This is a genomic window from Pseudoxanthomonas helianthi, from assembly GCF_017939625.1.
Taxonomy (GTDB): domain Bacteria; phylum Pseudomonadota; class Gammaproteobacteria; order Xanthomonadales; family Xanthomonadaceae; genus Pseudoxanthomonas_A; species Pseudoxanthomonas_A helianthi.
This window is the reverse complement of sequence record NZ_JAGKTC010000001.1, coordinates 70,030-95,362: the sequence shown is the minus strand read 5'-3', so window position 1 is coordinate 95,362 and position 25,333 is coordinate 70,030. Positions and strand designations below refer to the sequence as shown.

Annotated in this window: 24 protein-coding genes; 16 read left to right on the top strand and 8 right to left on the bottom strand. The window is 67.5% G+C overall.

From position 1 onward, the window contains the following. Positions 1–36 precede the first annotated feature (36 nt). Positions 37–957 (bottom strand): AraC family transcriptional regulator, encoded by a 921-nt coding sequence (locus J5837_RS00450; RefSeq protein WP_210534759.1) that lies wholly within the window; start codon positions 955–957, stop codon positions 37–39. A 97-nt stretch (positions 958–1,054) separates the two neighbouring features. On the opposite strand from J5837_RS00450, the gene J5837_RS00445 reads away from it, so the two are divergent. Beyond that, positions 1,055–1,798, top strand: a complete 744-nt coding sequence (locus J5837_RS00445) for an SDR family oxidoreductase (RefSeq protein ID WP_210534758.1) — start codon at positions 1,055–1,057, stop codon at positions 1,796–1,798. A gap of 51 nt (positions 1,799–1,849) precedes the next feature. On the opposite strand, the gene J5837_RS00440 is transcribed toward J5837_RS00445, so the two are convergent. Then, complete coding sequence (locus tag J5837_RS00440; protein ID WP_210534757.1) at positions 1,850–3,310, bottom strand: NAD-dependent succinate-semialdehyde dehydrogenase; 1,461 nt, start codon at positions 3,308–3,310, stop codon at positions 1,850–1,852. A 226-nt stretch (positions 3,311–3,536) separates the two neighbouring features. Between J5837_RS00440 and J5837_RS00435 the strand changes: the two genes are divergently transcribed. The 5 genes from J5837_RS00435 (at position 3,537) to J5837_RS00415 (ending at position 9,082) form a co-directional block, all read left to right on the top strand. After that, a complete protein-coding gene (locus J5837_RS00435) occupies positions 3,537–4,994 on the top strand; it encodes an OprO/OprP family phosphate-selective porin (protein WP_210534756.1) in 1,458 nt (485 codons plus the stop codon). Positions 4,995–5,013: 19 nt separating this feature from the next. After that, positions 5,014–6,027 (top strand): sulfate ABC transporter substrate-binding protein, encoded by a 1,014-nt coding sequence (locus J5837_RS00430; RefSeq protein WP_210534755.1) that lies wholly within the window; start codon positions 5,014–5,016, stop codon positions 6,025–6,027. A 13-nt stretch (positions 6,028–6,040) separates the two neighbouring features. After that, a complete protein-coding gene (gene cysT / locus J5837_RS00425; RefSeq protein ID WP_210534754.1) occupies positions 6,041–6,907 on the top strand; it encodes a sulfate ABC transporter permease subunit CysT in 867 nt (288 codons plus the stop codon). A 106-nt stretch (positions 6,908–7,013) separates the two neighbouring features. Further along, complete coding sequence (gene cysW, locus J5837_RS00420; protein ID WP_425504824.1) at positions 7,014–7,901, top strand: sulfate ABC transporter permease subunit CysW; 888 nt, start codon at positions 7,014–7,016, stop codon at positions 7,899–7,901. Between the two features lie 125 nt (positions 7,902–8,026). Continuing rightward, positions 8,027–9,082: a sulfate/molybdate ABC transporter ATP-binding protein gene (locus J5837_RS00415; RefSeq protein WP_210534752.1), complete on the top strand. Its 1,056-nt coding sequence runs from the start codon at positions 8,027–8,029 to the stop codon at positions 9,080–9,082. Between the two features lie 85 nt (positions 9,083–9,167). Here the strand turns inward: J5837_RS00415 and tdh are convergent, their stop codons facing one another. Continuing rightward, the gene (tdh, locus tag J5837_RS00410) at positions 9,168–10,190 is read right to left on the bottom strand and encodes an L-threonine 3-dehydrogenase (protein WP_425504823.1); all 1,023 of its coding nucleotides are present in this window, start codon (positions 10,188–10,190) and stop codon (positions 9,168–9,170) included. 237 nt (positions 10,191–10,427) lie between these two features. Here tdh and J5837_RS00405 point away from each other — a divergent pair, with 237 nt between their 5' ends. From J5837_RS00405 to J5837_RS00375, 7 genes are all read left to right on the top strand, one after another. Continuing rightward, positions 10,428–11,072, top strand: coding sequence for a histidine phosphatase family protein (locus J5837_RS00405; protein WP_210534750.1), 645 nt, complete (start codon positions 10,428–10,430; stop codon positions 11,070–11,072). A 17-nt stretch (positions 11,073–11,089) separates the two neighbouring features. Next, the gene (locus J5837_RS00400; RefSeq protein WP_210534749.1) at positions 11,090–11,674 is read left to right on the top strand and encodes a hypothetical protein; all 585 of its coding nucleotides are present in this window, start codon (positions 11,090–11,092) and stop codon (positions 11,672–11,674) included. Then, positions 11,671–12,939, top strand: a complete 1,269-nt coding sequence (gene folC / locus J5837_RS00395; RefSeq protein WP_210534748.1) for a bifunctional tetrahydrofolate synthase/dihydrofolate synthase — start codon at positions 11,671–11,673, stop codon at positions 12,937–12,939. Before J5837_RS00400 ends, folC begins: the two co-directional genes overlap by 4 nt. Before the next feature lie 65 nt (positions 12,940–13,004). Further along, entirely contained in the window at positions 13,005–14,015 is a 1,011-nt protein-coding gene (locus tag J5837_RS00390) for an SPOR domain-containing protein (RefSeq protein ID WP_210534747.1), read from the top strand. Positions 14,016–14,221: 206 nt separating this feature from the next. Then, positions 14,222–14,797, top strand: a complete 576-nt coding sequence (locus J5837_RS00385; RefSeq protein ID WP_210534746.1) for a CvpA family protein — start codon at positions 14,222–14,224, stop codon at positions 14,795–14,797. 43 nt (positions 14,798–14,840) lie between these two features. Continuing rightward, positions 14,841–16,307, top strand: coding sequence for an amidophosphoribosyltransferase (purF, locus tag J5837_RS00380; protein ID WP_210534745.1), 1,467 nt, complete (start codon positions 14,841–14,843; stop codon positions 16,305–16,307). Positions 16,308–16,436: 129 nt separating this feature from the next. Beyond that, the gene (locus J5837_RS00375) at positions 16,437–17,237 is read left to right on the top strand and encodes a ferritin-like domain-containing protein (RefSeq protein WP_425504806.1); all 801 of its coding nucleotides are present in this window, start codon (positions 16,437–16,439) and stop codon (positions 17,235–17,237) included. A gap of 110 nt (positions 17,238–17,347) precedes the next feature. Here the strand turns inward: J5837_RS00375 and lpxH are convergent, their stop codons facing one another. After that, positions 17,348–18,085 carry a UDP-2,3-diacylglucosamine diphosphatase gene (gene lpxH / locus J5837_RS00370; protein WP_210534743.1) on the bottom strand — a complete coding sequence of 246 codons (738 nt, stop codon included), beginning with the start codon at positions 18,083–18,085 and terminating at the stop codon, positions 17,348–17,350. 167 nt (positions 18,086–18,252) lie between these two features. Here lpxH and gltX point away from each other — a divergent pair, with 167 nt between their 5' ends. Then, complete coding sequence (gene gltX, locus J5837_RS00365; RefSeq protein WP_210534742.1) at positions 18,253–19,659, top strand: glutamate--tRNA ligase; 1,407 nt, start codon at positions 18,253–18,255, stop codon at positions 19,657–19,659. 9 nt (positions 19,660–19,668) lie between these two features. Next, positions 19,669–20,208 (top strand): Fur family transcriptional regulator, encoded by a 540-nt coding sequence (locus J5837_RS00360; protein WP_210534741.1) that lies wholly within the window; start codon positions 19,669–19,671, stop codon positions 20,206–20,208. 97 nt (positions 20,209–20,305) lie between these two features. Here the strand turns inward: J5837_RS00360 and J5837_RS00355 are convergent, their stop codons facing one another. The 4 genes from J5837_RS00355 to J5837_RS00340 form a co-directional block, all read right to left on the bottom strand. Beyond that, complete coding sequence (locus tag J5837_RS00355) at positions 20,306–20,647, bottom strand: DUF3175 domain-containing protein (protein WP_244755455.1); 342 nt, start codon at positions 20,645–20,647, stop codon at positions 20,306–20,308. A 128-nt stretch (positions 20,648–20,775) separates the two neighbouring features. Then, positions 20,776–21,999 (bottom strand): MFS transporter, encoded by a 1,224-nt coding sequence (locus tag J5837_RS00350; RefSeq protein ID WP_244755453.1) that lies wholly within the window; start codon positions 21,997–21,999, stop codon positions 20,776–20,778. Beyond that, positions 21,996–22,427: a MarR family winged helix-turn-helix transcriptional regulator gene (locus J5837_RS00345; protein ID WP_210534740.1), complete on the bottom strand. Its 432-nt coding sequence runs from the start codon at positions 22,425–22,427 to the stop codon at positions 21,996–21,998. The genes J5837_RS00350 and J5837_RS00345 overlap by 4 nt, the downstream gene beginning before the upstream one ends. Before the next feature lie 302 nt (positions 22,428–22,729). After that, positions 22,730–24,772, bottom strand: coding sequence for a TonB-dependent receptor (locus tag J5837_RS00340; protein ID WP_210534739.1), 2,043 nt, complete (start codon positions 24,770–24,772; stop codon positions 22,730–22,732). Between the two features lie 89 nt (positions 24,773–24,861). Between J5837_RS00340 and J5837_RS00335 the strand changes: the two genes are divergently transcribed. Continuing rightward, positions 24,862–25,281, top strand: coding sequence for a MerC domain-containing protein (locus J5837_RS00335; RefSeq protein WP_210534738.1), 420 nt, complete (start codon positions 24,862–24,864; stop codon positions 25,279–25,281). Positions 25,282–25,333 lie beyond the last annotated feature (52 nt).

The following is a 25,333-nucleotide window of genomic DNA, read 5'->3' as shown; positions in this document are numbered from 1 at the left end:
GATCGCCGGGTGTGCGCTTGCGGCCCATGGCCGGCATCAGGCTGCGCGCGAGCGTAATTGGCGCCTCTCGCGGGCATAACCACTCGGCGAGCGACCCACGTAACGGGCGAACGCAGTGCTGAACGTACTTGCCGACGAGTAGCCCACGCGCTCCGCGACCTTCTCGATCACCAGATCCTGGCGGTCGAGGATGTCCTTCGCGATCGCCATGCGCCAAGCGAGCAGATATTCCATCGGTGGCATGCCGACCGCGCGGGTGAAGCGCTGGAAGTAAGCCGATCTGGAAAGTGCCGCGGCCTTGGCCAACTGCTCCACCGTCCACGCGCGCGCTGGATCGCGGTGCATCTCCCGTATCGACAGGGCCAGACGCTCGTCCGCCAGGCCGCGCAGCAAGCCGGCAGGCGCCGCGTCGCTTGGTGCCGCGCGCAAGGCTTCGATGAGCAGGACCTCGACCAGCCGCGTCAGGATGAGCTCGCGTCCCGCCTTCGATTGCATGGCTTCCTCGCGCACGAGGCGCACCAGCACGCCGAAGCGCTCCTCGCCCCGGACGTGGATGACCGGTGGAAGCAGCGCCACCAGCAGCGCCGTGTCGGGCGAATCGAATACGAAATAACCGCCCAGCATGCGCACGTCAGGCTCTCCTTCGAAGGAACCATGCCGCAGTTCATGGCCTTGTTCCGCGATGGCGGTGGGATCGATCTGTCGGGGCTCGACAGCCTCGAACCCCGACAGGACGAATCCCGGCGTAGCGGGCAAGAACACGAAGTCGCCCGCCTCAAGGCGCAGCGGGTCCGTGCCATCGACCTGCAGAAGGCACGCGCCGTCGGTCACCACGCAAAAGCCGGGGTGCCCGAACGGCGCATAGCGGACGCCCCAGCGCCCGGCGCCGGAAATGCTCTTTCCCATGACCCGGGCAGGTCGGAGCAGGGCGATCAGCTCGGCAAGGGGGTCGGTCATGGCAGGACTGTGGCAAATGTTTTATGGACTTTACAGCATCGATAGTCCTTCGTGGCGGGCCTATCGTGGTCGCACCAACCACCATGGAGTCCCCGCAATGAAAACCGTCCTGATCACTGGCAGTTCCTCCGGCTACGGGCTCGAAACCGCCCGTTACTTCCACGATCGCGGCTGGAACGTCGTCGCCACGATGCGCCGCCCGAATCCCGCCCTCCTGCCCGCGTCCGACCGCATCAAGCTGGTCGCGCTGGATGTCGCCGATGCCGGCAGCATCGCTCGCGCCATCGAGGAGGCGGGCCCGGTCGACGTCCTCGTCAACAACGCCGGCATCGGCGTCGTCGGCGCGTTCGAGGCCACGTCGATGCGAACGGTGCGCGAAGTGTTCGAGACCAACACGTTCGGCACGATGGCGATGGTGCAGGCCATGATTCCGCAGATGCGCGAGCGCCGCGCGGGGACGATCGTGAACGTCACCTCGAGCGTGACCCTCGCCAGCATGCCGCTGGCTGCCGCCTACACGGGCAGCAAGACCGCGATCGAAGGTTTCACCGGTTCGTTGGCGCACGAACTCGGCGCATTCGGCATCCGGGTCAAGCTGGTCGAACCCGGCTACTGCCCGACCACGCGCTTCGCCGAGAACGGGGCAGAGCGCATGAACGGCCTCATCCCGGACACCTACGCGGACTTCGCTCGTCCCATCTTCGAGGCCTTCGCCCGTCCGCAGGCGACGACGCAGCCCGAAGATGTCGCCGAGGCTGTCTGGCAGGCCGTGCATGACGGCTCCGACCAGTTCCATTTCCCGGCAGGCGCCGATGCCGTCGCATTGGCGGGGCCGCGGTGAATGCGCCTGCACCGTCAAACCTGATCGCTCATGTTTCGCTGGCCTGCGCGTTCAGATCCCGCCGATGCACGCATACTTGAGCTCGGTGTAGTCGAGCAATCCGTACTTCGAGCCTTCGCGTCCGCTGCCGGATTGCTTGACGCCGCCGAACGGCGCGACTTCGGTCGAGATCAGGCCGGTGTTGATGCCGACCATGCCGCATTCCAGCGCTTCCAGCACCCGCCAGCTGCGCGCCAGGTCGCGGGTGTAGAAATAGCCGGCCAGGCCGAATTCGGTGTCGTTGGCCATCGCGATGACCTCGTCCTCGGTCTTGAAGCGGAACAGCGGCGCGACCGGCCCGAAGGTTTCCTCCTGCGCGAGGCGCATGCCGGCGTCGACATCGAGCAGCACGGTCGGTTCGTAGAACGTGCCGCCCAGCGCATGGCGATGGCCGCCGAGGGCGACGCGCGCGCCCTTCGCCTGCGCGTCGGCCACGTGCTCCTCGACCTTGGCCAGTGCCTTCGCGTCGATCAGCGGGCCTTGGTCGGTGGCGCCCTGCAGGCCATCGCCCACGCGTAACGCGCGCACCGCTTCCACCAGCTTCCCGGCGAACGCATCGTAGATGCCGTCCTGCACGAACAGGCGGTTCGCGCACACGCAGGTCTGGCCGGTGTTGCGGTACTTGCTGGCGATCGCGCCGGCCACGGCCGCATCGAGGTCGGCATCGTCGAACACGATGAACGGCGCGTTGCCGCCCAGCTCCAGCGAGATGCGCTTCATGCCTTGCGCGCATTGCGCCATCAGCTGCTTGCCGACCGCGGTGGAGCCGGTGAAGCTGAGCTTGCGCACCTTCGGGTTCGAAGTCATCTCCGTGCCGATCGCCGGCGCGTCTTGGCCGGTGACGATGTTGAGCACGCCCGGCGGCAGGCCGGCGCGTTCGGCGATCACGCCGATCGCCAACGCGGAGTAGGGCGTCTGGATCGCAGGCTTGCACACCACGGTGCAGCCGGCCGCCAGCGCCGGCCCGAGCTTGCGGCCGAGCATCGCCGACGGGAAGTTCCACGGCGTGATCGCCGCGACCACGCCGACCGGCTGGCGCAGGGTGACGATGCGCTTGTCCGCCGCATGGCCGGGGATGGTGTCGCCGTACATGCGCTTGGCTTCCTCGCCGAACCATTCGAGGAAGCCGGCCGAATACGCGACCTCGCCCTGCGACTCCGCCAGCGGCTTGCCCTGTTCGGCGGTCATCAGCGCGGCGAGGTCGTCCTGGTGCTGCATCATCAGGTCGTACATGCGGCGCAGGACCTGCGCGCGCTCCTTCGCGGTCTTCCGGGCCCACGCCGGGAAGGCCGCATGCGCGGCCTCGATGGCGCGACGCGTCTCGGCCGCGCCCATGTCCGGCACCGTGCCGAGCGGTTCGCCGTTGGCCGGATTGCGCACTTCGCAAGTGGCGCCGGAATCGGCATCGCGCCATTCGCCGCCGATCAGGCCGCGTTGACGCAACAGGTCGGGATCTGAAAGCGAAAGTTTCATGGGACGTTTCCTGGGATCCGGGAGGAGCGCACCGGCCGGCGCGGCGAACGCGGACAAGGCGAGAATAGCGGGGCAGGCGGCGACAGGCGCGTGAGCGCCGGGCCGCCGCCAGTATTCATGCCCGCATGGCATAAGCGTCGCGGTTTTCGTCATTTCCCGCCTTGGTTGTGCGCTTGCAGCATGCGGTTTCTGCCCTGACCGGGCCTTCACGACGGGGAAATGTGCAATGCGGACACCATGGGACAGCGGCAGGGCGAATCCGAGGGCGGGCGTCTGGCTTGCGGGTGCGCTGGCCTGTTCGCTGGCCGCGCCGGCGTTCGCACAGCAGGGACAACCGACGGTGGAGCAATTGCAGAAACGGCTGGAATCGCTGGAACGCCGCCTCGGCCTGAGCGCGGATGGCGAAACCGCGGGCCAAAGCGAAGGTGCTGGGCTCGCCGACCTGGACCAGCGCCTGCGCATCATCGAGCGCAAGCTGGAACTGCAGGAAGAGGACCGCATCGCCAAGGCCAAGGAAGCGCCGGTGGTGACGGTCAACGACAAGGGCGCGTCGCTGAAGTCGGCCGACAGCGCCTACGAAGTGAAGATCCGCGGCCTGCTGCAGGGCGACGGACGTTTCTTCACTTCCGGCGAGGCCAGCGGCACCAACGACACCTTCCTGTTGCGCACCGCGCGCCCGACCATCGAAGGCACCCTGGGTGGCTGGGTCGGCTTCCGCTTCACCCCGGAATTCGCCGGCGACAGCGCCAGCATCGTCGATGCCTACGCCGACCTGAAGTTCAGCCCGGCGGCGACGGTGCGGCTGGGCAAGTTCACCTCGCCGGTCGGGCTGGAGCGCCTGCAATCCTCGTCGGCGCTGTCCGACGTCGAGCGCGCGCTGCCCAGCGAGATCGCGCCGAACCGCGACATCGGCGTGCAACTGCAGGGCGACCTGGCGCAGGGCCGCATCGGTTATGCGATCGGCGTGTTCAACGGCACGGTGGACGGGCGCGACGCGATCACCAGCAACCCCGACAACGAATTCGAGTACGCCGGACGCGTGTTCTTCGAGCCGTTCAAGAACGACGCCGGTTTCTGGTCCGGCCTGGGCTTCGGCCTCGGCGCCAGCATCGGCGACGTGCGCGGCAGCGGCAACAACTTCCTGCCGCGCTACCGCACGCCGGGGCAGCAGCAGTTCTTCGCCTATCGCAGCGCGGTCAGCGCGGTCGGCACGCACACGCGCTGGTCGCCGCAGGCGTATTTCTACCGCAACGCTTTCGGCCTGCTGGCCGAGTACATCGAAGCGAAGCAGGAATTGCAGGTCGGAACGACGACCCGCTACCTGGAGAACACCGCCTGGCAGGCCACCGCCAGCTACGTGCTGACCGGCGAGGACGCCAGCTATCGCGGCGTGGTCAGGCCCTCGCATCCGTTCGCGCCCGGCAAGGGAGGATGGGGCGCGTGGGAGCTGGTCGGCCGTTACGGCGAACTGGACGTGGACGACGCGACCTTCCCGCTGTTCGCCGACCCCGCAGCATCGGCCAGCAAGGCCAAGGCCTGGACGCTGGGCGTCAACTGGTACCTGACCAGCAACCTGAAGCTGGTCGCCAACTACCTGGACACCACGTTCGAAGGCGGTGCCGCGGCGGGCGCGGATCGCGAAGACGAGAAAGCCGTGTTCACCCGATTGCAGGTTGCGTTCTGAACCCCCAGGAACCCTCACCATGAAGAACCATCGACCCATCCGCACGCTGCTGCTGGCTTTCGGCCTGACCGTCGCCGCCGCCGCGGCCGCCAAGGACGTGGAACTGCTCAACGTGTCGTACGACCCGACCCGCGAGTTCTACAAGGATTTCAATGCCGCCTTCGCCGCCGACTGGAAGGCGAAGAAGGGCGACAACGTCCGCGTGGAAACCTCGCACGGCGGTTCCGGCAAGCAGGCGCGTGCGGTGATCGACGGCCTGGAAGCCGACGTGGTCACCCTGGCGCTGGCCTACGACGTCGATTCGATTGCGCAGAAGGCCAAGCTTTTCCCGGCCAACTGGCAGAAGCGGCTGCCGGACAACAGCGCGCCGTACACCTCGACCATCGTGTTCCTGGTGCGCAAGGGCAACCCGAAGCAGATCAAGGATTGGCCCGACCTGTTGCGTCCGGGCGTTTCGGTGATCACGCCGAACCCGAAGACCTCCGGCGGTGCGCGCTGGAATTACCTGGCCGCGTGGTCGTACTTCGATTACATCTTCAAGGGCGACATCGAGAAGGTGCGGCGCAGCATGGTCGCGCTGTTCAAGAACGTGCCGGTGCTGGACACCGGCGCGCGCGGCGCCACCACCACCTTCGTCCAGCGCGGCATCGGCGACGTGCTGCTGGCGTGGGAGAACGAGGCCTTTTTGTCGGTCGAGGAACTGGGTCCGGACAAGTTCGACATCGTGGTGCCGCGCAAGTCGATCCTGGCCGAACCGCCGGTGGCGCTGGTGGACAAGAACGTCGACAAGCACGGCACCCGCGAAGTCGCCCAGGCCTACCTGCAGTTCCTGTATTCGCCGACCGGGCAGAAGTTGGCGGCGAAGCACTACTATCGTCCGCGCCATCCCGAATACGCCGATCCGGCCGACGTCGCGCGCTTCCCGAAGGTGGAACTGGTGACCCTCGACCAGGCGTTCGGTTCGTGGGCGAAGGCGCAGGCCACGCATTTCGCCGACGGCGGCGAATTCGACAAGATCCAGGCGGCGAAGTAGGCCGAATATCGCGATGAGCGTTTCCGTTCTTCCCCGCGTACTCAAGCCCCTGCGATCGCGACGGGTCATGCCCGGGTTCGGCCTGAGCCTGGGCTACACGCTGTTCTGGCTGGGCCTGATCGTGCTGGTGCCGCTGACCGGCCTGTTCGTCAAGGCCAGCGGCCTGGGCCTGTCGGGCCTGTGGCAGGTGTGGACCGAACCTCGCGTGCTGCATGCGTTGGGATTGAGTTTCGGCACTGCATTGGCAGCAGCGGCGTTCAACGCGGTCGCCGGCACGCTGGTGGCGTGGGTGTTCGTGCGCTATTCGTTTCCGGGCCGGCGCTTCTTCGATGCGTTGATCGACCTGCCGTTCGCGCTGCCCACCGCGGTGGCGGGCATCGCCTTGACCGCGCTGTATGGCTCGAACGGCTGGATCGGGCGCTGGCTGGAAGCGGCCGGCATCAAGGTCGCGTACACCCCGCTGGGCATTACGGTCGCGCTGGTGTTCATCGGCCTGCCGTTCGTGGTCCGCGTGGTGCAGCCGGTATTGGCCGAAACCGAGCGCGAACTGGAGGAAGCCGCCGCGACGCTCGGCGCGAACCGCTGGCAGACCGTGTGGAAGGTGGTGCTGCCGACGTTGTGGCCGGCGGTATTGGCCGGTTTCGCGTTGGCCTTCGCGCGCGGCGTCGGCGAATACGGTTCGGTGATCTTCATCGCCGGCAACCTGCCGTCGGTCACCGAGATCGCGCCCTTGCTGATCACCATCAAGCTGGAGGAATTCGACTACGCGGGCGCCACCGCGATCGCGGCGGCGATGCTGCTGCTGTCGTTCGCGCTGCTGCTGGCGGTGAACACGTTGCAGGCGAAACTTGCACGCGCGGAAAAGCGGGCAGGGGGCTAGGATGGGCGACGTCGCCACCACCGCATCCACGATCGCAATCGCCGTGCCTTCCGAATTGTTCCGCGATCCCGCCGAAGGAAGACCCGCCGCCGAGCACGGTCGGCGCGTGCGTTCGCGCTCGGCGGTGACCGAGCCGCGTTGGGCGCAGGCCTTGCTGATCCTCGGCGCGCTGGGCTTCCTGCTGGCCTTCCTGCTGTTGCCGCTGGTGCTGGTGTTCGCGGAAGCGCTGCGCGGCGGCTGGCAGGTGTTCGCCGAGGCGGTGACCGAGGCGGACGCATGGAGCGCGGCCAGGCTGACCCTGATCGTCACCGGCATCGTGGTGCCGCTGAACCTGTTGTTCGGCGTCGCCGCGGCCTGGGCGATCAGCAAGCACCAGTTCCGCGGCAAGCGCTGGCTGGTCACCCTGATCGACCTGCCGTTCGCGGTGTCGCCGGTGGTCGCCGGCTTGATCTACGTGCTGATCTTCGGCGCGCAGGGCTGGGCGTATTCGCTGATCGACGAAGGCTGGCACGCGTCGCTGCCGCTGTTCGGCGAATTCACCGTGCAGTTGCCGAAGATCATCTTCGCCCTGCCGGGTATCGTGCTGGCGACGGTGTTCGTCACCTTCCCGTTCATCGCCCGCGAGCTGATGCCGCTGATGGAACAGCAGGGCACCGACGAGGAACTGGCCGCGCTGAGCCTGGGCGCGAGCGGCTGGCAGACGTTCTGGCGGGTGACCCTGCCGAACATCCGCTGGGCGCTGCTGTACGGCGTGCTGTTGTGCAGCGCGCGCGCGATGGGCGAATTCGGCGCGGTGTCGGTGGTGTCCGGGCACATCCGCGGGCGCACCAACACGCTGCCGCTGCACGTGGAGATCCTCTACAACGAATACCAGTACAGCGCGGCCTTCGCCGCGGCCTCGCTGCTGGTGCTGAGCGCGCTGGTCACGCTCGCATTGAAGACCTGGCTGGAATGGCGCCACAGCGAAGCGCTGGCGGCGAGCCACCGGCATTGACGGGGCGGGAGTGTTTTTGGACGCGGATCGACACGGAAAAAGCGGATGGAAGAAAGTCCATTAAAAAAGCTTTATCCGTTCTGATCCGCGTGATCCGTGTCAGAAAGTCCTTATCGGAATCCATCATGAGCATCCGCATCGAAAAACTGGGCAAGCGTTTCGGCGCGTTCACCGCGCTGGACGACATCGACCTGGACATCCGTCCCGGCGAGCTGCTCGCGCTGTTGGGACCGTCGGGTTCGGGCAAGACCACGCTGTTGCGGGTGATCGCCGGGCTGGAGCAGGCCGACAACGGCCGGGTGCTGTTCGATGGTCGCGACGCGACCCGGCTCAGTGTGCAGGAACGCCGCGTGGGCTTCGTGTTCCAGCACTATGCGTTGTTCCGCCACCTGAACGTGCGCGACAACATCGCCTTCGGCCTGCGCGTGCGCCGCGGCGCCGAACGCTGGCCCGAGAAGCGCATCCGCGAGCGCGTGACCGAACTGCTGTCGCTGGTGCAGCTGGAAGGGTTGGAGTCGCGCTATCCGGCGCAGCTGTCCGGCGGCCAGCGCCAGCGCGTGGCGCTGGCGCGCGCGCTGGCGATCGAACCGAACGTGCTGTTGCTGGACGAACCTTTCGGCGCGCTGGACGCGCAGGTTCGCCGCGATCTGCGCCGCTGGCTGCGCGAACTTCACGACCGCACCGGGCTGACCACGATCTTCGTCACCCACGACCAGGAAGAAGCGCTGGAGCTGGCCGACCGCGTCGCCATCCTCAACCGTGGGCGCATCGAGCAGCTCGGCAGTCCGGCCGAAGCCTACGACGCCCCGGCCACGCCGTTCGTGTATTCGTTCGTCGGCGAAGTGAATCGCCTGCCCGGCGAGCGCCGTGACGCTGGGCTGACCGTGGCCGGCGCGCATTTCGCTGCGCCGCCGGAAACCTTGGCCGGCGAAGGTGCGGTGGAGTTGTTCGTGCGCCCGGAAGACTTCGATGTCGGCGTCGACGGTGCGGGCTGGGATGCCGTGGTGCTGGGCAGCCAGCGCAGCGGCCCGCGCCTGCGCCTGCGCGCGCGCCTGCAGGCGGGGCAGGGCGAGGAAGTCGAAATCGAACTGCCGGCCAGCGAACGCGCGCCCGAGGCCGGCGCGCAGGTGCGTTTGTCGCCGCGGCGCTACGGCGTGTTTCCCGCGTCGGCCACAGCCTAAAACGTATCTCGTAGGGTGGGCACGCTTTTCGTGCCCACCGAATGCGACAGGATGGTGGGCACGAAAAGCGTGCCCACCCTACGGGTCAATTCCAGCTCAACACGACCTTGCCGGACTTGCCGCCTTCCATCAGGTCGAAGCCCTGCTGGAATTCGTCGATCGGCAACTGGTGGGTCAGCACCTTGCCCAGCGGGAAACCGCCCAGCACCAGCTGGGTCATCTTGTACCAGGTCTCGTACATCTTGCGGCCGTAGATGCCGTGCAGGGTCAGGCCCTTGAAGATGATCTTGTCCCAGTCCACGCCGGCGCCCTTGGGCATGATGCCGAGCATCGCGATCTTGCCGCCGTTGTACATGCAGTCGAGCATGTCGGCGAAGGCGCGCGGGTTGCCGCTCATTTCCAGGCCCACATCGAAGCCTTCCATGTGCAGGTCGGCCATCACGTCCTTCAGCGACTGGTTGGCCACGTTGACCACGCGCGTCGCGCCCATGTCGGCGGCCAGCTTCAACCGGTAGTCGTTGACGTCGGTGACGACCACGTTGCGCGCGCCGATGTGCTTGCAGATGCCCGCGGCGATCACCCCGATCGGGCCGGCGCCGGTGATCAGCACGTCTTCGCCGACCACGTCGAACTCCAGCGCGCAGTGCGCGGCGTTGCCGAACGGATCGAAGAACGCGGCCAGTTCCGACGGGATCTGGTCGGGGATCGGCCACAGGTTGCTGGCCGGCATCACGATGTATTCGGCGAACGCGCCGTCGCGGTTGACGCCGATGCCGACGGTGTTCGGGCACAGATGCTGGCGGCCGGCGCGGCAGTTGCGGCAATGGCCGCAGACGATGTGGCCTTCGGCCGAAACGCGCTGGCCGACCTTGTAGCCGGTCACGCCGGGGCCGAGTTCGACGATGCGGCCAACGAATTCGTGGCCGATCACCAGGCCCGGCTTGATCGTGCGCTGGCTCCATTCGTCCCACAGGTAGATGTGCAGGTCGGTGCCGCAGATCGCGGTCTTCTCCAGCTTGATCAGCACTTCGTTGGCGCCCGGCGTCGGCACCGGCACCTGTTCCATCCAGATGCCCTTGCCGGCTTCGCGCTTGACCAGCGCCTTCATCGTGTCCTGGGTCATGAGCTGTGTTCCGGCTGCGGATTCGAGGGCGCGGATTATACGCCGCGGGGTCGCTGCCACCGGCAGATCGAACCGAATTCCCGGGCGGATTCGCCATGAATCCGCGGCAATCGAAAGTTTCGCTCGCCGCGGTTGTCGAATGTGCCTCAACCGGCGGCGCAGGCGGGTATGATGCCGGTCCTTTTCCGCGGCCCCCGGGCCGACCCCACCGGAACCCGTTGCATGCGCATCCTGCTTGCCCGCCATGGCGAAACGCCATGGAACGCCGAAGGCCGCTACCAGGGCCAGATCGACATCCCGCTTTCGCCGGTCGGCGAAGCGCAGGCCGCGGCGCTGGGCCAGCGCCTGCGCGAACTGCAGATCGACCGCGCGGTGGCGTCGCCGCTGTCGCGTGCGCGTCGCACCGCAGAGCTGGCGCTCGGCGAAGCGCGCGCCGAACTGCTGGGCATCGATCCGGATCTGCAGGAAATCGCCCATGGCGAATGGGAAGGCCTGCTGGCCAGCGATATCCACGAAAAGGATCCGGCGCGCCTGCGCGCATGGCGCGAGGAGCCCGACACCGTGCTGATGCCCGGCGGCGAATCGCTGCGCCACGTGCTGGACCGTTCGTGGCGCGGGCTGGCGCGGGCGATGGAAGGCCTCGGCGATGAAGATACCTTGCTGGTGGTCGCGCACGACGCGGTCAACCGCGTGCTGTTGTGCCGCATCCTCGGCCTGCCGTTGTCGAAGCTGTGGACCTTCCGCCAGGCGCCGACCACGATCAACCTGCTGGAAGGCCCGGGCATCGACTCCCTCGAAGTCGTCCGCCTCAACGATTGCGCGCACCACACGCCGTTCTTCGGCGAGGCGAAGCACCGGGCGCTGTAACCCTTCACGGAGGCCGGATGAGCTGGAGGACGACCTGGTTCGGCAGCGAACGGCCCAGCCGCGGTTGGGCCGTGGCGGTAAGCGCGCTGATGGGAATCATGTTGCTTGGGCTGGGCGGCCTCTTCGTCCGCTTCGTCCCGGTGGCCGGCATGCGTGGCGTGCCCATGGTCATCGTCTTCGGGGTTTTCGGCGCGGCGTCGACCCTCGCATTGGTGGTGTTTTCGGCGCGCGAGGGCAGGCTGCGGCCGGGCAACGGATTCGTGCAAACCGCCGGCCGTTTGCTCGCGATAACCCTGTTCATGCCGGCTTTGCTGGGCTTCTGCGCCTGGGCATCGGTCTGCAAGGCCCTGCCGTGGGCCTACACCCGCGCATTCGGAGTGCCGCACGAAGAGCGAACGGTGATGCGGACCGACTATTCCCATCGCCGCCGCAGTTGCGATTACCGACTGGAAGGCGGCGCCATGGAGAACTCGATGCCCGGTTACCTGTGCATTCCCGAGTCGTACTACCGCCAGCATCCGGACCAGGACGTGGAAGTGGTGATCTACGGCAGGAAGTCGGCGCTGGGCTTCAGCGTGCAAGGCGTGCGTTCGGTGCAATGAACAGGAATCTCGCCGACTGGCTCGACTACATCGAGCGACAACACCCCAGGTCCATCGAGATGGGTCTCGACCGCGTGCGCGAAGTCGCGCAGCGGCTCGGCCTGAAACAACCGGCGAAGCGCACCATCATCGTCGGCGGCACCAACGGCAAGGGTTCCACCGTCGCCTTCATCGAAGCCATCGCCCGCGCCGGCGGCTGGAAGGTCGGCGCGTACACCTCGCCGCACCTGCTGCGCTACAACGAGCGCGTGCGCATCGATGGCGAAGAGGTTGGCGATGCCGCGTTGACCGAAGCGTTCGAGGCCGTCGAGGCTGCGCGCGGCGACGTGCCGCTGACCTACTTCGAATTCGGCACGCTGGCCGCGTTGTGGCTGTTCCAGCGCTCCGCGCTCGACCTCGCCGTGCTCGAAGTCGGCCTGGGTGGGCGCCTCGACGCGGTCAACATCGTCGATGCCGACGTCGCGGTGATCACCACCGTCGATATCGACCATGTCGATTGGCTCGGCCCGGACCGCGAAAGCATCGGCGCGGAGAAGGCCGGCATCGCCCGTGCGTGGAAACCGCTGGTGCTGGGCGAAATCGACCCGCCTTCCAGCGTACTGCGCCGCGCCTACGCCATCGGCGCCAGCGCGATCCGCGCGGGCAGCGATTATTTCCACGATCCGGTCGACGCCACCCATTGGCGCTGGCGCGAGGTCGGCTTCGAAATGGAACTGCCGAATCCGCAGCTCGCCGCGCCCGCGCAGCAGGCCAATGCCGCCGCGGCGGTCGCCGCGTTGCGCGCCCTGGACGCGCGCCTGCCGCTTTCCGCGTTCGCCGCGGGCATCGCCGGCGCGCAGTTGCCGGGACGTCTGCAGCGTTTCGAATTCGACGGCGTGGAGATCCGCGTCGACGTGGGCCACAACCCGCAGGCCGCGCGCGAACTCGCGGCGTGGCTGCGCGCGCATCCGGTTCCCGGCCGCACGCTGGCGGTCTTCGCCGCATTGGCCGACAAGGACGTGGCGCCGGTTGTCGAGGCCTTCGACGGCCTGGTCGACGGTTGGCATCTCGCCGGCATCGACGACGCCGGTGCGCGCAACCAGGACGCAGGCGCGCTCGCCGCCAAGCTCGCGCCCACCGGTGCAGGCGCGGGCGCGCGCCATGCCACCGTCGCGCGGGCGCTGCTCGCGGCTTTGGCGCAGGCGCAGGCGGACGACCGCGTGCTGGTGTTCGGCTCGTTCCACACCGCCGCCGCCGCGCTGGACGCCTTGCGTTCAGGCGAATGACGGGGAGGCCCGCGAAGCCGGGCCTATAATCCGGCGCGGCATTCCCGCCGTGTTCCGGTTCCCCGATGGATACGACCCTGAAGCAGCGCCTGATCGGCGCCGTCGTGCTGATCGCCCTGGCGGTGATCTTCCTGCCCATGCTGATCAAGGGACCCGCGCCGGACAGCGGCGTGTCCGATGTGTCGACCAAGGTGCCGGATGCGCCGGAAGGGCAGTTCGTCGAAATCCCGTTGAACACCGTCGGCGAAGTGCCGGCCGGTGGCGCGGTCGGGTTGAAGCCGGGCGAGCCGGCCGCGCCCGCAGCCAGCGAAGCGATCCCGCTGGGCGCGGATGCCGCCGCGCCGGCCTCCACCACCTTGCCCGAAGCGACCGCGGCGGGCGATTACGCGGTCAACTTCGGCGCCTATGCCACGCCCGCCGACGCGGCGCAGATGGTGGCGATGCTGAAGAAGGCGCAATTGCCCGGCTTCAGCGAATCGACCACGATCAACGGCAAGCCGGCCTACCGCGTGCGCATCGGCCCGTATGCCGACCGCGCCCAGGCCGAAATCGTCCGCCTCGAGGCGGTGAAGGTACGCAGCGATGTCAACGCGCAGGTCGTGGCGCTGGATGCGCCGACCGCCGTGGCGACGCCTGCGACCGCCAGCACGGCGCAGGCCGCGCCCAGTGCGGCGGTCACCACCCAGGCGCTGCCGCCGGAACCGCCGAAGCCGGCTGCCCCGAAGCCCGAGCCGGCCAAGCCGGTCGCCACGACTGCGCCGAAGCCCGCCGAGACCAAGCCGGTCACGCCCCCGGTGGCCGCACCCAAGCCGACCACGACCGCCGCTCCTGCGCCCTCGGCTACCGGCTACGCGGTGCAGGTCGGCGCTTTCGCCAATGCCGCCAGCGCCACCGCCTTGCGCGACAAGCTGCGCGCCAGCGGTTTCAGCGCCTTCATCGAGCAGGTGAAGACCGACAGCGGCACGCAGAACCGCGTCCGCGTCGGCCCCGTCGCCACCCGCGCCGCCGCCGACCAGCTCAAGTCGCAGGTCGCCGCCAAGGCCGGGATCAGCGGCCAGGTGCGTCCGCATCCCTGAGCCGGAAGGCCCGTGCCGCGACGAAATCCGATGTGGGAGCGACGTAAGTCGCGAAGCTTTGTCGCGCCCCATTCGCGACTTACGTCGCTCCCACACCAAGTTTTTATACACATTGGGTTTCTCCGACACCGGGTTTCATCGCCAGGTCGCGGGCGAAGAGGCAGTGAACGCATGCCGACCGAGACAGCCCGCATCGGCTTGCCCATATGCTTGATCTGATCCTGTTCGCCCTCATCTCGGTTTCGGCGCTGTTCGGTCTGATCCGCGGGCTGATCGGCGTGCTGGCCTCGATGGTCGCGTGGTTGCTGGCCGGCTGGGCGGCGTTCCGCTTCGGCGGAACGGTCGCGCTGCAATTCGTCGACGGTCCGCAACCGACCGCGACCGAGCTGTTCGGCGGTTATGCGCTGTGTTTCCTCGCGGTGCTGGTGTTCGTCGGCGTGGTCGGCTGGGTCGTGCGGCGCCTGGTCCATGGCATCGGCCTGTCGGGCGTGGATCGCCTGCTGGGCGGGGCGCTGGGCGCGCTGCGCGGGGTTTTCGTCGCCTGCGTCCTGCTGTTGCTGCTCGGTTTCACCCATGTGCCGCAGGAAGTGGCGTGGCAACGGTCGCAACTGGTGCCGCTGCTGCTGCCGGGCGCGCAATGGCTGCGCGGCTGGCTGCCTGAATGGGCCGCGGCGCAGGCCGATTTTGGCAATGGGACCCGCGCGGGCGATAATAGGCGGCAGATCGACCTGCCCATTCCGCTGGACGAAGGCGTCCCGCAAACCGATTCCCCGTCTTCCTGAAAGACATCCTGGCCCGGTTGGGGCCGAACGGAGAACGCGAAACATGTGCGGCATTGTCGGTATCGTCGGCAACCAGAACGTCGCCGGGCAGCTTTACGACGGCCTGACGGTGCTGCAGCACCGCGGCCAGGACGCGGCCGGCATCGCCACCGCGGACGGCAACAAGCTGCGCCTGCACAAGGGCAACGGCCTGGTCCGCGACGTGTTCAACGCGCAGGGCATGAGCGTGCTGGAAGGCCGCGTCGGCATCGCCCATTGCCGCTATCCAACCGCCGGCTCCGAAGGCATGGACGAGGCGCAGCCGTTCTACGTGAACTCGCCGTACGGCATCGCCCTGGCCCACAACGGCAACCTGATCAACACCGACGCGTTGCGCCAGGAGGTGTTCGCCCAGGACCGCCGCAACGTCAACACCGAATCCGACAGCGAAGTGCTGCTGAACGTGTTCGCGCACGAACTGGGCATGCAGCACACGCTGACGCCGGAAGCGGCGATCCGCGCGGTGGCCGGCGTGCATCGTCGCTGCAAGGGCGGCTACGCGGTGGTCAGCGTGGTGCTGGGCCTGGGCCTGGTGGCGTTCCGCGACCCGCACGGCATCCGCCCGCTGGTGCTGGGCAAGCGCGAGCACAACGAAGGCGTCGAATACATCGTCGCTTCCGAATCGGCGGCGCTGGACATCCTCGGCTTCTCCCGCGTGCGCGACGTGCGCCCCGGCGAGGCCGTGGTCATCACCCCGCGCGGCGAACTGTTCGCCGAAATCTGCGTCGAAACCGGCCAGCATTCGCCGTGCATCTTCGAGTACGTGTATTTCGCCCGCCCGGACTCGATGATCGACAACGTCAACGTGCACAAGGCGCGCATGCGCATGGGCGTGAAGCTGGGCGAGAAGATCCTGCGCCTGCGCCCCGACCACGACATCGACACGGTCATCCCGATCCCCGACACCTCGCGCGACGCCGCGCTGGAAATCTCCAACGTGCTGGGGGTGAAGTACCGCGAGGGCTTCATCAAGAACCGCTACGTCGGCCGCACCTTCATCATGCCGGGGCAGGGCGAGCGGGTGAAGTCGGTGCGCCGCAAGTTGAACCCGATCAACCTGGAGTTCCGCAACCGCGTGGTGCTGCTGGTCGACGATTCCATCGTGCGCGGCACCACCAGCCAGCAGATCGTGCAGATGGCCCGCGACGCCGGCGCGCGCAAGGTCTACCTGGCCAGCGCCGCGCCGCCGGTGCGCCATCCGAACATCTATGGCATCGACATGCCGGCCGCCGACGAACTGGTCGCGCACGGCCGCAGCATCGAGGAGATCGAGAAGCTGCTCGGCTGCGACTGGCTGGTCTACCAGGACCTGGAAGACCTGGAAGCGGCAGTGCGCGAAGGCAACCGCGAGTTGACCCAGTTCGATTCGTCGTGCTTCGACGGCAAGTACGTCACCGGCATCGAACCGGGCTATTTCGAGCGCATCCAGCAACTGCGCTCCGACGAGGCCAAGCACAAGCGGCGGGCTTGATGGCTCAATGCGTCGTCATTCCGGCGCAAGCCGGAATCCATTTTGCCGGTGCTTCCGATTTTCAAGCGAAAGACAGGAGCGATATGGATCCCAGCTTGCGCCGGGATGACGGCAAAAAGCGAAAGCGTGATGATTTCTCTTTTTGATGCCGCCCGCGCCTGCCTCGACGCCGCCGATCCGGTGGAAAAGGTCGCCCTGACCCAGCATCACGCCGCCGCCTTCGCGCGCGGCGAACTCGCCGTTCCCGACGGCGCGCCATCGCCCGAACCGATCCGCATGCCCGGCCGGCCGCCGTTGCCGGGGCTGGTGCACCCGCGCGAGCTGCCGCGGCGCGGCTTCGGCACGCAGGAAGGACGCGCTGCGTTCATCCACGCGGTCGCGCACATCGAACTGAACGCCATCGACCTGGGCTGGGATGCGGTCTACCGCTTCCGCGGGTTGCCGCATGCGTTCTACGCGGACTGGGTATCGGTGGCGAACGACGAATCGCGCCATTTCGCGTTGCTGCGCGAGCGTTTGCGCGAACTCGGACACGATTACGGCGATTTCGATGCGCACAACGGCTTGTGGGAGATGTGCGAGAAGACCGCGCACGACGGCCTGGCGCGGATGGCGTTGGTGCCGCGTGTGCTGGAAGCGCGCGGGCTGGATGTGACCCCGGGGATGATCGTCAAGTTGCGTTCGCTCGGCGACGACGCCACTGCCGATATCCTCGAAATCATCCTGCGCGAGGAAGTCTCCCATGTCGCCGCCGGTTCGCGCTGGTATCGCTGGTATTGCGAACAGCAGGACGTCGAGCCGCGTTCGCGCTTCCGTGAATTGCTGCGGGAGTACGCAGGCGGTTACCTGCATGGACCGTTCAATCTAGAAGCGCGATTGCAGGCGGGGTTCGACGAGGACGAGCTGGCGGCGCTGGAAGCTGGCGCCTGATTCTCCCTGGTGGGAGCGACGTAAGTCGCGATGCTTTCCGTTCAAGCTGCCGTGTACTTCGATCGGTAGAGCGCGTCGAAATCCTGTTCGCGACTTACCTCGCTCCCACGTCAGATTTTCTTGAGATCCGCACGGTTTTCATCCACCCGCAACACCGACCCCTGCTCGTACCAGTCGCCGAGCACGATCCGCTGGCAAGCATGGCCGCCGACGTCCAGGTCATGGATCGCCGGCCGATGCGTATGCCCATGGATCAGCGTATCGATGCCGTAACGGGCGAAAGTCGCCTCGACCGTCGCCGGGGTCACGTCGGTGATCGTCTCGAACTGCGCGCGGTTGTCGCCCTTCATCTCTTTCTGTCGGGCCATGCTGGCCGCGCGCGCCTGCGCGGCGAAGGCGAGGCGCGCGGCCAGCGGCTGGGCGAGGAACTGCGCCTGCCACGCCGGGTTACGGGTCTGCGCGCGGAACTGCTGGTAGGCGACATCGTCCGTGCACAACAGATCGCCGTGCATCAGCAAGGTCGGCTTGCCGTAAAGCACCACCACGGCCGGATCGGGCAGGATGCGGAAGCCCGCGCGTTGCGCGTATTCGTCGCCGACCAGGAAATCCCGGTTGCCGCGGATGAAATACACCGGCACCCCGGCATCCGCCACTTCACGCAGGTGCGCGGCCACGTAGGCGCCGACTTCGGAACTGTCGTCATCGCCGACCCAGGCCTCGAACAGGTCGCCGAGGATGTACAGCGCATCGGCCCCACGGACTTCTTCGCGGAGGAAACGGCCGAACAATTCGGTGACTTCGGGCCGGCTGGCGTCGAGGTGCAGGTCGGAGATGAAGAGAGTGGCCATGCGGGGATTCTAAGTCGTGCGAGAGGCGCTTGACTTCCCCCTTTGAAAAAGGGGGGATTGAGGGGGATTTGCTCCCGAAGCGCAAATCCCCCGCCGCCTGCTGCGCAGGCGCCCGCCCCTTTTGCAAAGGAGGCTAAAATGCACGCCTCATTTTGCCCGAGCCCCGCATGACCTGCCGCACCCGTTTCGCCCCTAGTCCCACCGGCTACCTGCACATCGGCGGCGCGCGCACCGCGCTGTACTGCTGGCTGGAGGCGCGCCACCGCGGCGGCGAATTCATCCTGCGCATCGAAGACACCGATCGCGAACGCAGCACCCAGGCGGCGATCGATGCGATCCTCGAGGCGATGGAGTGGCTGGGCCTGGATTACGACGAAGGCCCGATCTACCAGACCGACCGCGTCGCCCGCTACAGGGAAGTCGCCGAACAACTGGTCGCCGCCGGCAAGGCCTATTACGCCTACGAGACCAAGGAAGAACTCGACGCGATGCGCGAAGCCGCGATGGCCAAGCAGGAGAAGCCGCGCTACAACGGCGCCGCGCGCGAGCTGAACCTGCCGTACCGCGACGATCCGAACCGGGTGATCCGCTTCAAGAACCCGACCGAGGGCGTGGTCGCCTTCGACGACCTGATCAAGGGCCGCATCGAGATCGCCAACCGCGAACTCGACGACATGGTGATCTTCCGCCCGGACGGTTACCCGACCTACAACTTCGCCGTGGTTGTCGACGACCTCGACATGGGCATCACCGAAGTGATCCGCGGCGACGACCACATCAACAACACGCCGCGGCAGATCAATCTGTACGAAGCGCTCGGTGCGCCGGTGCCGAAGTTCGCGCACATGCCGATGATCCTGGACGAGCAGGGCGCCAAGCTGTCCAAGCGCACCGGCGCGGCCGACGTGATGCAGTACAAGGACGCCGGCTATCTGCCGCACGCACTGATCAATTACCTGGCGCGGCTGGGCTGGTCGCACGGCGACCAGGAGCTGTTCTCGCGCCAGGAACTGATCGATCTGTTCGACGTGAAGGACGTCAATTCGAAGGCCGCGCGCCTCGACATGGCCAAGCTGGGCTGGGTCAACCAGCATTACCTGAAGAGCGACGATCCGCAGTCCATCGCCCCGCAGCTCGAATACCAGCTGCGCAAGCTCGGCCTCGACCTCGCCAACGGCCCGAAGCCGGTCGACGTGGTCGTCGCCTTGCGCGATCGCGTGCAGACCTTGAAGGAAATGGCCGAGAAGGCCGTGGTCTGGTACGTGCCGCTGGAAAACTACGACGAGGTCGCCGTCGCCAAGCACCTGAAGCCGGAAGCCGCGACCCCGCTGTCCAAGGCGCGCGAGCTGCTGGCCGCGTTGGGCGAGTGGAGCGCCGAAACGGTTTCGACCGCCTTGCACGACGCGGCCGCGCAGCTCGGCCTGGGCATGGGCAAGGTCGCGCAACCGCTGCGCGTGGCGATCACCGGCACCCAGGTCAGCCCGGACATCTCCCAGACCGTGTACCTGGCCGGCAGGGACGAGGCGCTCAAGCGGATCGGCGCGGCGGTTGAAATGGCGTCGAAAGGCGCCTAAATAGGGATCATGGCCAGCAAGCACGCCTGCACCGACCCCAAGCACCACGTCCACGACGCCCGCGGCTTCGTGGCGGCGGTCGAGCTCGCCTGCCAGGAACGCGGCCTGCGGCTGACCCCGATCCGCGCGCGCGTGCTCGAACTGATCGCGCAGGCCGGCAAGCCGGTCAAAGCCTACGAGCTGCTGGATTGGGTGCGCGAAGGCAAGTCGGGCAAGGGCGTGGGCGCCGACGCGCCGCCGACCGTTTATCGCGCGCTCGACTTCCTGATGGCCAACGGTTTCGTGCACAAGCTCGAGTCGGTCAACGCCTTCGTCGCCTGCCATCATCCGAACAGCGCGCAGCACTCGGTGCCGTTCCTGATCTGCGACCGCTGCCACAGCGCGGTGGAACTGGAAGACCTGGAAGTGGTGTCGCAGCTGGAAGCGCGGGCCAAGGCGCTGGGTTTCCAACCGCAGGCGCAGACGCTGGAAGTGCACGGCCTGTGCGCGCGCTGCGCCGGCGCGGCCATCTCCACAACCGCTGCAGGAACCGTCGTGGGAGCGACGTAAGTCGCGAACCTTCCAGCGAGACTCCTGCGAAAAGCATTCGCGACCTCCCGGCTGCAGCTCCCCGCAACCACTCTCACGTTGAAGACGCTGGGCAGCTTCACTTCCGGCGATGGACCGGGTGCCGGCGCGGACGGCCGTACAGCGCGCGCAGTTCGTCCTTCGCCGCTTCCAGCGTGGAGCGCCGTTCCGCGGGCAAATCCTCGCCGGCGCGGTTGACGTAGAAGGTGATCATCGACATCGCCGAACGGAACGGATCGGCCTTGCGCCGGTGGCTGGATTCGGCGGAGTCCTTCAGCGACTGCGCGATCCTGCGCGGACTGCGCCAGGTGAACACGCCCTTGTCCAGGTCCAGCGCGTGACTGTTTTCCGTCACTTGCGCCGACCAGCGCTTTTTCGTCGTATGGCGGGAATGGCGGGTGTCGGGCATGGCGGGAGCCATGAATCGGCGAATCCGGATCGATGCAGGGCGGACCTTGTCACCGTGCCGGTTAGCGCAGCGTGGTCAGGAGAATCGCTCGCACCGAACAATCCGCTTTCGGCGGCGGAGCAGGCTGCGCATCGCTTCGGTCATGCCATCGCCGTCGCCAGCTTCGGCGACTGTTCCCGGATCGGCAGGTTGGCGGCCGCGGCGACCAGCGCCAGCGCGATGTCGGCGTACCACATACACGAGTAGTCGCCGAAGCGATCCAGCGCCAAGCCGCCCAGCCACGCGCCGAGGAAACCGCCGACCTGGTGCGAGAGCAGGGTGAAGCCGAACAGGGTGGCGAGGTAACGCGCGCCGAACAGCTTGCCGATGATCCCGGCGGTGGGCGGTACGGTGGCCAGCCAGGTCATGCCGAGGCCGGCAGCGAAGGCGTAGAACACCATCGGCGTCGGCGGCAGCACCAGGTACAGTGCGATCAGCAAGGCGCGGCTGGCGTACATCAGCGCCAGCAGCCACTTCATCCTGTAGCGCTGGCCCAATGCGCCGATGGCCAGGCTGCCGCCGACGTTGAACAGGCCGATCAGCGCGAGCGCGGTGGCCGACACCTTGTCCGACAAGCCGCACAGGGCGATTTCGGTGGGCAGGTGCGTCACCAGGAATGCGATGTGGAAACCGCAGGTGAAGAAACCGACGTGCAGCATCCAGTAACTGCGGTCGCGGAAGGCGATGCGCAGTTGTTCGGACAGGCCGATGCCGGCGTCGACGGTTTGCGCGCTCGCCGCAGCCGCCGGAGCTTCGCGCCTGCGCAGCGGCCAGGCCAGCGGCAGGGTCGCAAGTGCGGCCGCCGCCATCGCCCACATGCCCGCCGCCCAGCCGGCGGCGGAAATCACGGCCTGCGCGAACGGCGCGAACACGAACTGCCCGAACGAACCGCCGGCATTGATGACGCCGGCCGCCATCGAGCGCTGGTCGGCCTCGATGCGTTGCGCCACCGCGCCGATCAGCACCGAAAAGCTGCCCGCGCCCGCGCCTGCAGCGCCGAGGATGCCCAGCGTCAGCACCAGGCCCCATTGCGAGGTGAGGAATGGCGTCAGCGCCATGCCGATCACCAGCAGTGCGCCACCGAAAACCAGAACGCGGCCGGAGCCGCGCTTGTCCGCCCACATGCCGAACAGCGGCTGCGCCGCGCCCCACACCAATTGCGCGACGGCAAGGGCGAAACTGATCTGCACGATGCCCAGCCCGGTGCCGGCACGGATCGGCTGCACGAACAGGCCCAGCGACTGGCGGATGCCCATGGTCACCAGCAGCGTCATCGTGGCGGCCAACAGCAATAGCCAAGGCATGCGAGGGGTCGGGCGGGTCATGCGGGTTCTCCCGGAAGTCGATCGACCAGCGCGTCGAGGTCGCGATGCAGGCGAGCGATCCGTTCCACGCCGAAGCCTTCGTCGATCGCGCGTTGCGCGCATTGCCAGTGCGGCATCGCGGCTTCGAGGCGCTTGCGGCCGGTGGCGCTGAGTTCGACCAGCCGTTGGCGCGCATCCTCGCCGCGGACTTCCTTCAACAGTTTCGCTTCGAGCAAGGGCTTCAGGCCGCGACTCAGGGTAGTGCGGTCCATGCCCAGCTCGTCGGCCAGCTCGCCCAGTGCGCGCGGTCCGTGGCGCGTGCGGCGCAGGATCGAATACTGGTTCAGGCTCAAGCCGACCGCGGCCAGCTCACGGTCGTAGATCTGGGTCACCCGCCGCGCGGCGCGGCGCAGATGGTGGCAGGTACAGGGTGAGGGATCGGATGCCATGCCGGCATGATAGGTGCATATGCACCTATTCCACAAGTCGACTCCGCGAACCAGGCCATGCCAGGGCCTTGTAGAGCCGAGCATGCTCGGCTGCCGTTGCCGTTGCCGTGGCTGTCGTAGAAGCCGGGCTTGTCCCGGCTTGCGTTTGCCATTCGTCGCGAAAACAAGAGCGTGCCGGAACAAGCTCGGCACCCCTGCCTTCGCGGGGCCGGCTCGGCGAAAGCAAAGCGATCGAGCGAGTCCGATCGCGAAAAAGGCAAGAGCAGCCGAGCATGCTCGGCTCTACAAGGCCCGCCGGCGGCTCAGAAGAACAGACGCACGCCGAACGCCACGCTGCGCCCGGGCAGCACCACCGAATCCTTCAGGAACGACGTGTGCACGCGCGCGGTCTGGTCGGTCAGGTTGCTGCCGTCGGCGAACACTTCCCATGCCGCGTGGTCGCCGAAATCGCGGTGGTAGGCCACGTGCGCGTCGACCAGGGTGTAGCCGGCGGTCGGCGTTTCGCCCACGGCCACTTTGTCCTGCTTCGCGTAGCGCAGCGCACCCAGCGAAGCGCGCCAGCTTTCGTTCTCCCAGCGCAACTGCGCGCCGAGGCGCGACGGCGCGATGCGCGGCAGGTTGCCGCCCGACGCCAGCGTGGCGCGCACGGTGTCGCCGTATACGCGCAAGTCCCAGTCGCCGCGGGTTTCGTCGTCGACCAGGTGGAAGGTCGCCTCGCCCTCGAAGCCGCGGAAGCGCGCGTCGGCCTGCGCCCACTGGCGCACCGGCAGGAATTCATCCTCTTCCTCGAAGTGCCATTGCTCGCCGGTATCGACCAGGTAGATGAAGTCGTCGAAGCGGTTGTAGTAGGCCGACGCCTTCGCATCCATCCAGTCGGACTTGTACTGCAGGCCCAGTTCCAGCTGGTTGGCCTTTTCCTCGCCGAGGTTGGCGTTGCCCACTTCGTAGGCCAGCGTGGCCAGGTGCGGACCGTCGGAGAACAGCTCCTCCTCGGCCGGCGCGCGTTCGGCATGGTCCAGGTTGGCGGTCAGCCTCCAGCGTTCGTCGAGCTTCCAGCCGCCGGCCACCGACAGGCTGACCGGCTTGAAGTCGCGTGCAGGCCCGGTGACCGGATCGGCCTTGACGCTGTCGAAGCGCGCGCCGAGGTCTAGCTGGAAATCGCTCCACTGCTTGCGCGCCACGCCGAACACGCCGGCGGCCCGGGTCGTGGTTTCGGGCACGAACGACTCCTCGCCGACCGCCGCGAACGTCGCATCGCTGGCCTGCGCACCGATCGCGCCGCTCCAGCCGCCGCCCCAGGCGAAAGCGGCCTCGACCCGGCCTTCGTCGGCCTTCTTGGTGAACGTGGTGCCCGGCTCGTCGCCTTCGAATTCGACGTGTTCGTAGTCGGTGTGGCCCAAGCTGTAGCGCAGGCTGCTGCCTTCGCCCCACGGCTGGGTCAGGCCACCCTTCAGGTCGTAGCGGTCCTGGCGCATGCGGATCCACACCCCGCGTTCGCCGATCGACAGGTCGCCCGGCTCGCCGGGATTGCCGTAGTCGTCCTCGAAGCGCGACGCCGACGCGCCGACGAAGCCCCAATCGCCCAGCAGCGACGCGCCGACCGCGCCGGTCTTGGTGTCGATGAAGGTGTTGGCCTGCTTGCCGTGGGGCGTGTCGTAGTCCTTGTTGTTGCGGTACACGCCGTCGGCGTGCACGGCGAAGCGGTCGTTGCCGCCGTCGACGCGGAACATGTCGCTGTTGCCGTCGTTGACCGTATCGAAGCGCATCTCGGCGCGGCCGCTGAAACCGTTGTCGATCGGCTGCTCGGCGATGCGGCCGTCGACGATGTTGACGATGCCGCCGATGGCGCCGCTGCCGTAGAGCAGGGTCGAGGGGCCCTTCAGCACTTCGATCTGGTCGGCGAGGAAGGCTTCCACCGCCGGCGAATGGTCCTGGCTGACCGTGGACACGTCGGCGCTGGCCAAACCGCCGCTCAGCACCGCGACGCGCGGGCCGTCCATGCCGCGCAGCACCGGCCGGCCGACGCCGGGGCCGAAGTTGGAGCTCTGCACGCCGGGCAGGCTGGAAATGGTTTCGCCGAGGCTGGCGGCGCGGTTCTCGTCGAGGCGTTCGCCGGCCAGCACCTCGGCCGGCTTGCTCAGCGCATCGGCGGTGTCGCGCAGCGGACTGGCGGTCACCTGCACCTTGTCCAGGTCCTTGACGTGGCGGTCGCCTTCGCCGTGGTGGCGGGTATCGGTGGCGGACTGGTTCGCCGGGTCGCTGGCGACCTGGGCCCAGGCGGGCGAGGCGAGGGCGACGGACAGGGCCAGGGCAAGGCTGGAGCGGGCGAGCAGGGTACCGGGCATGGGGGTCCTCGGGGGAAGATGGGGCTTGAATGATGTTATAATATACCAATATCGGAATCCGACCCCTCCCGAAAGTCATACTTGCCGCCATGGACCCACGCTCCGACAGCTCACTGCGCAGCCTGCTCGACCGCTTCGGCGCCACCGGCTCGATGCTCTGCGCGATCCACTGCGCATTGACCCCGGTGCTGCTGGCGGCGATCCCCTCGCTGGGGCTGTCGGCCTGGTTCGGCAGCGGTTTCGAACTGGGCTTCGTCGGTTTCGTCAGCGTGCTCGGGCTTTTCAGCCTGTTGTGGGGTTACCGCCGCCACCGCAGCTTCCGCGCCTTGGGCCTGCTGCTGGCCGGCTTGGCCGCGCTGTGGGCGGGCGTGCTGGTGCCGGTGCTGCATGCGCCGCCGGTGACCCATGCGGTGGTGATGACCCTCGGCGGCACCCTGGTGGGGCTGGCCCACCTGCTGAATCTGCGCCTCAACCATTGGCATATCCACGACGCGACTTGCGCGCATTGACGCTGCTGCGCATCGTCAATCCCGAGATTCCGCTGCGCGCAATCTCGCGCCC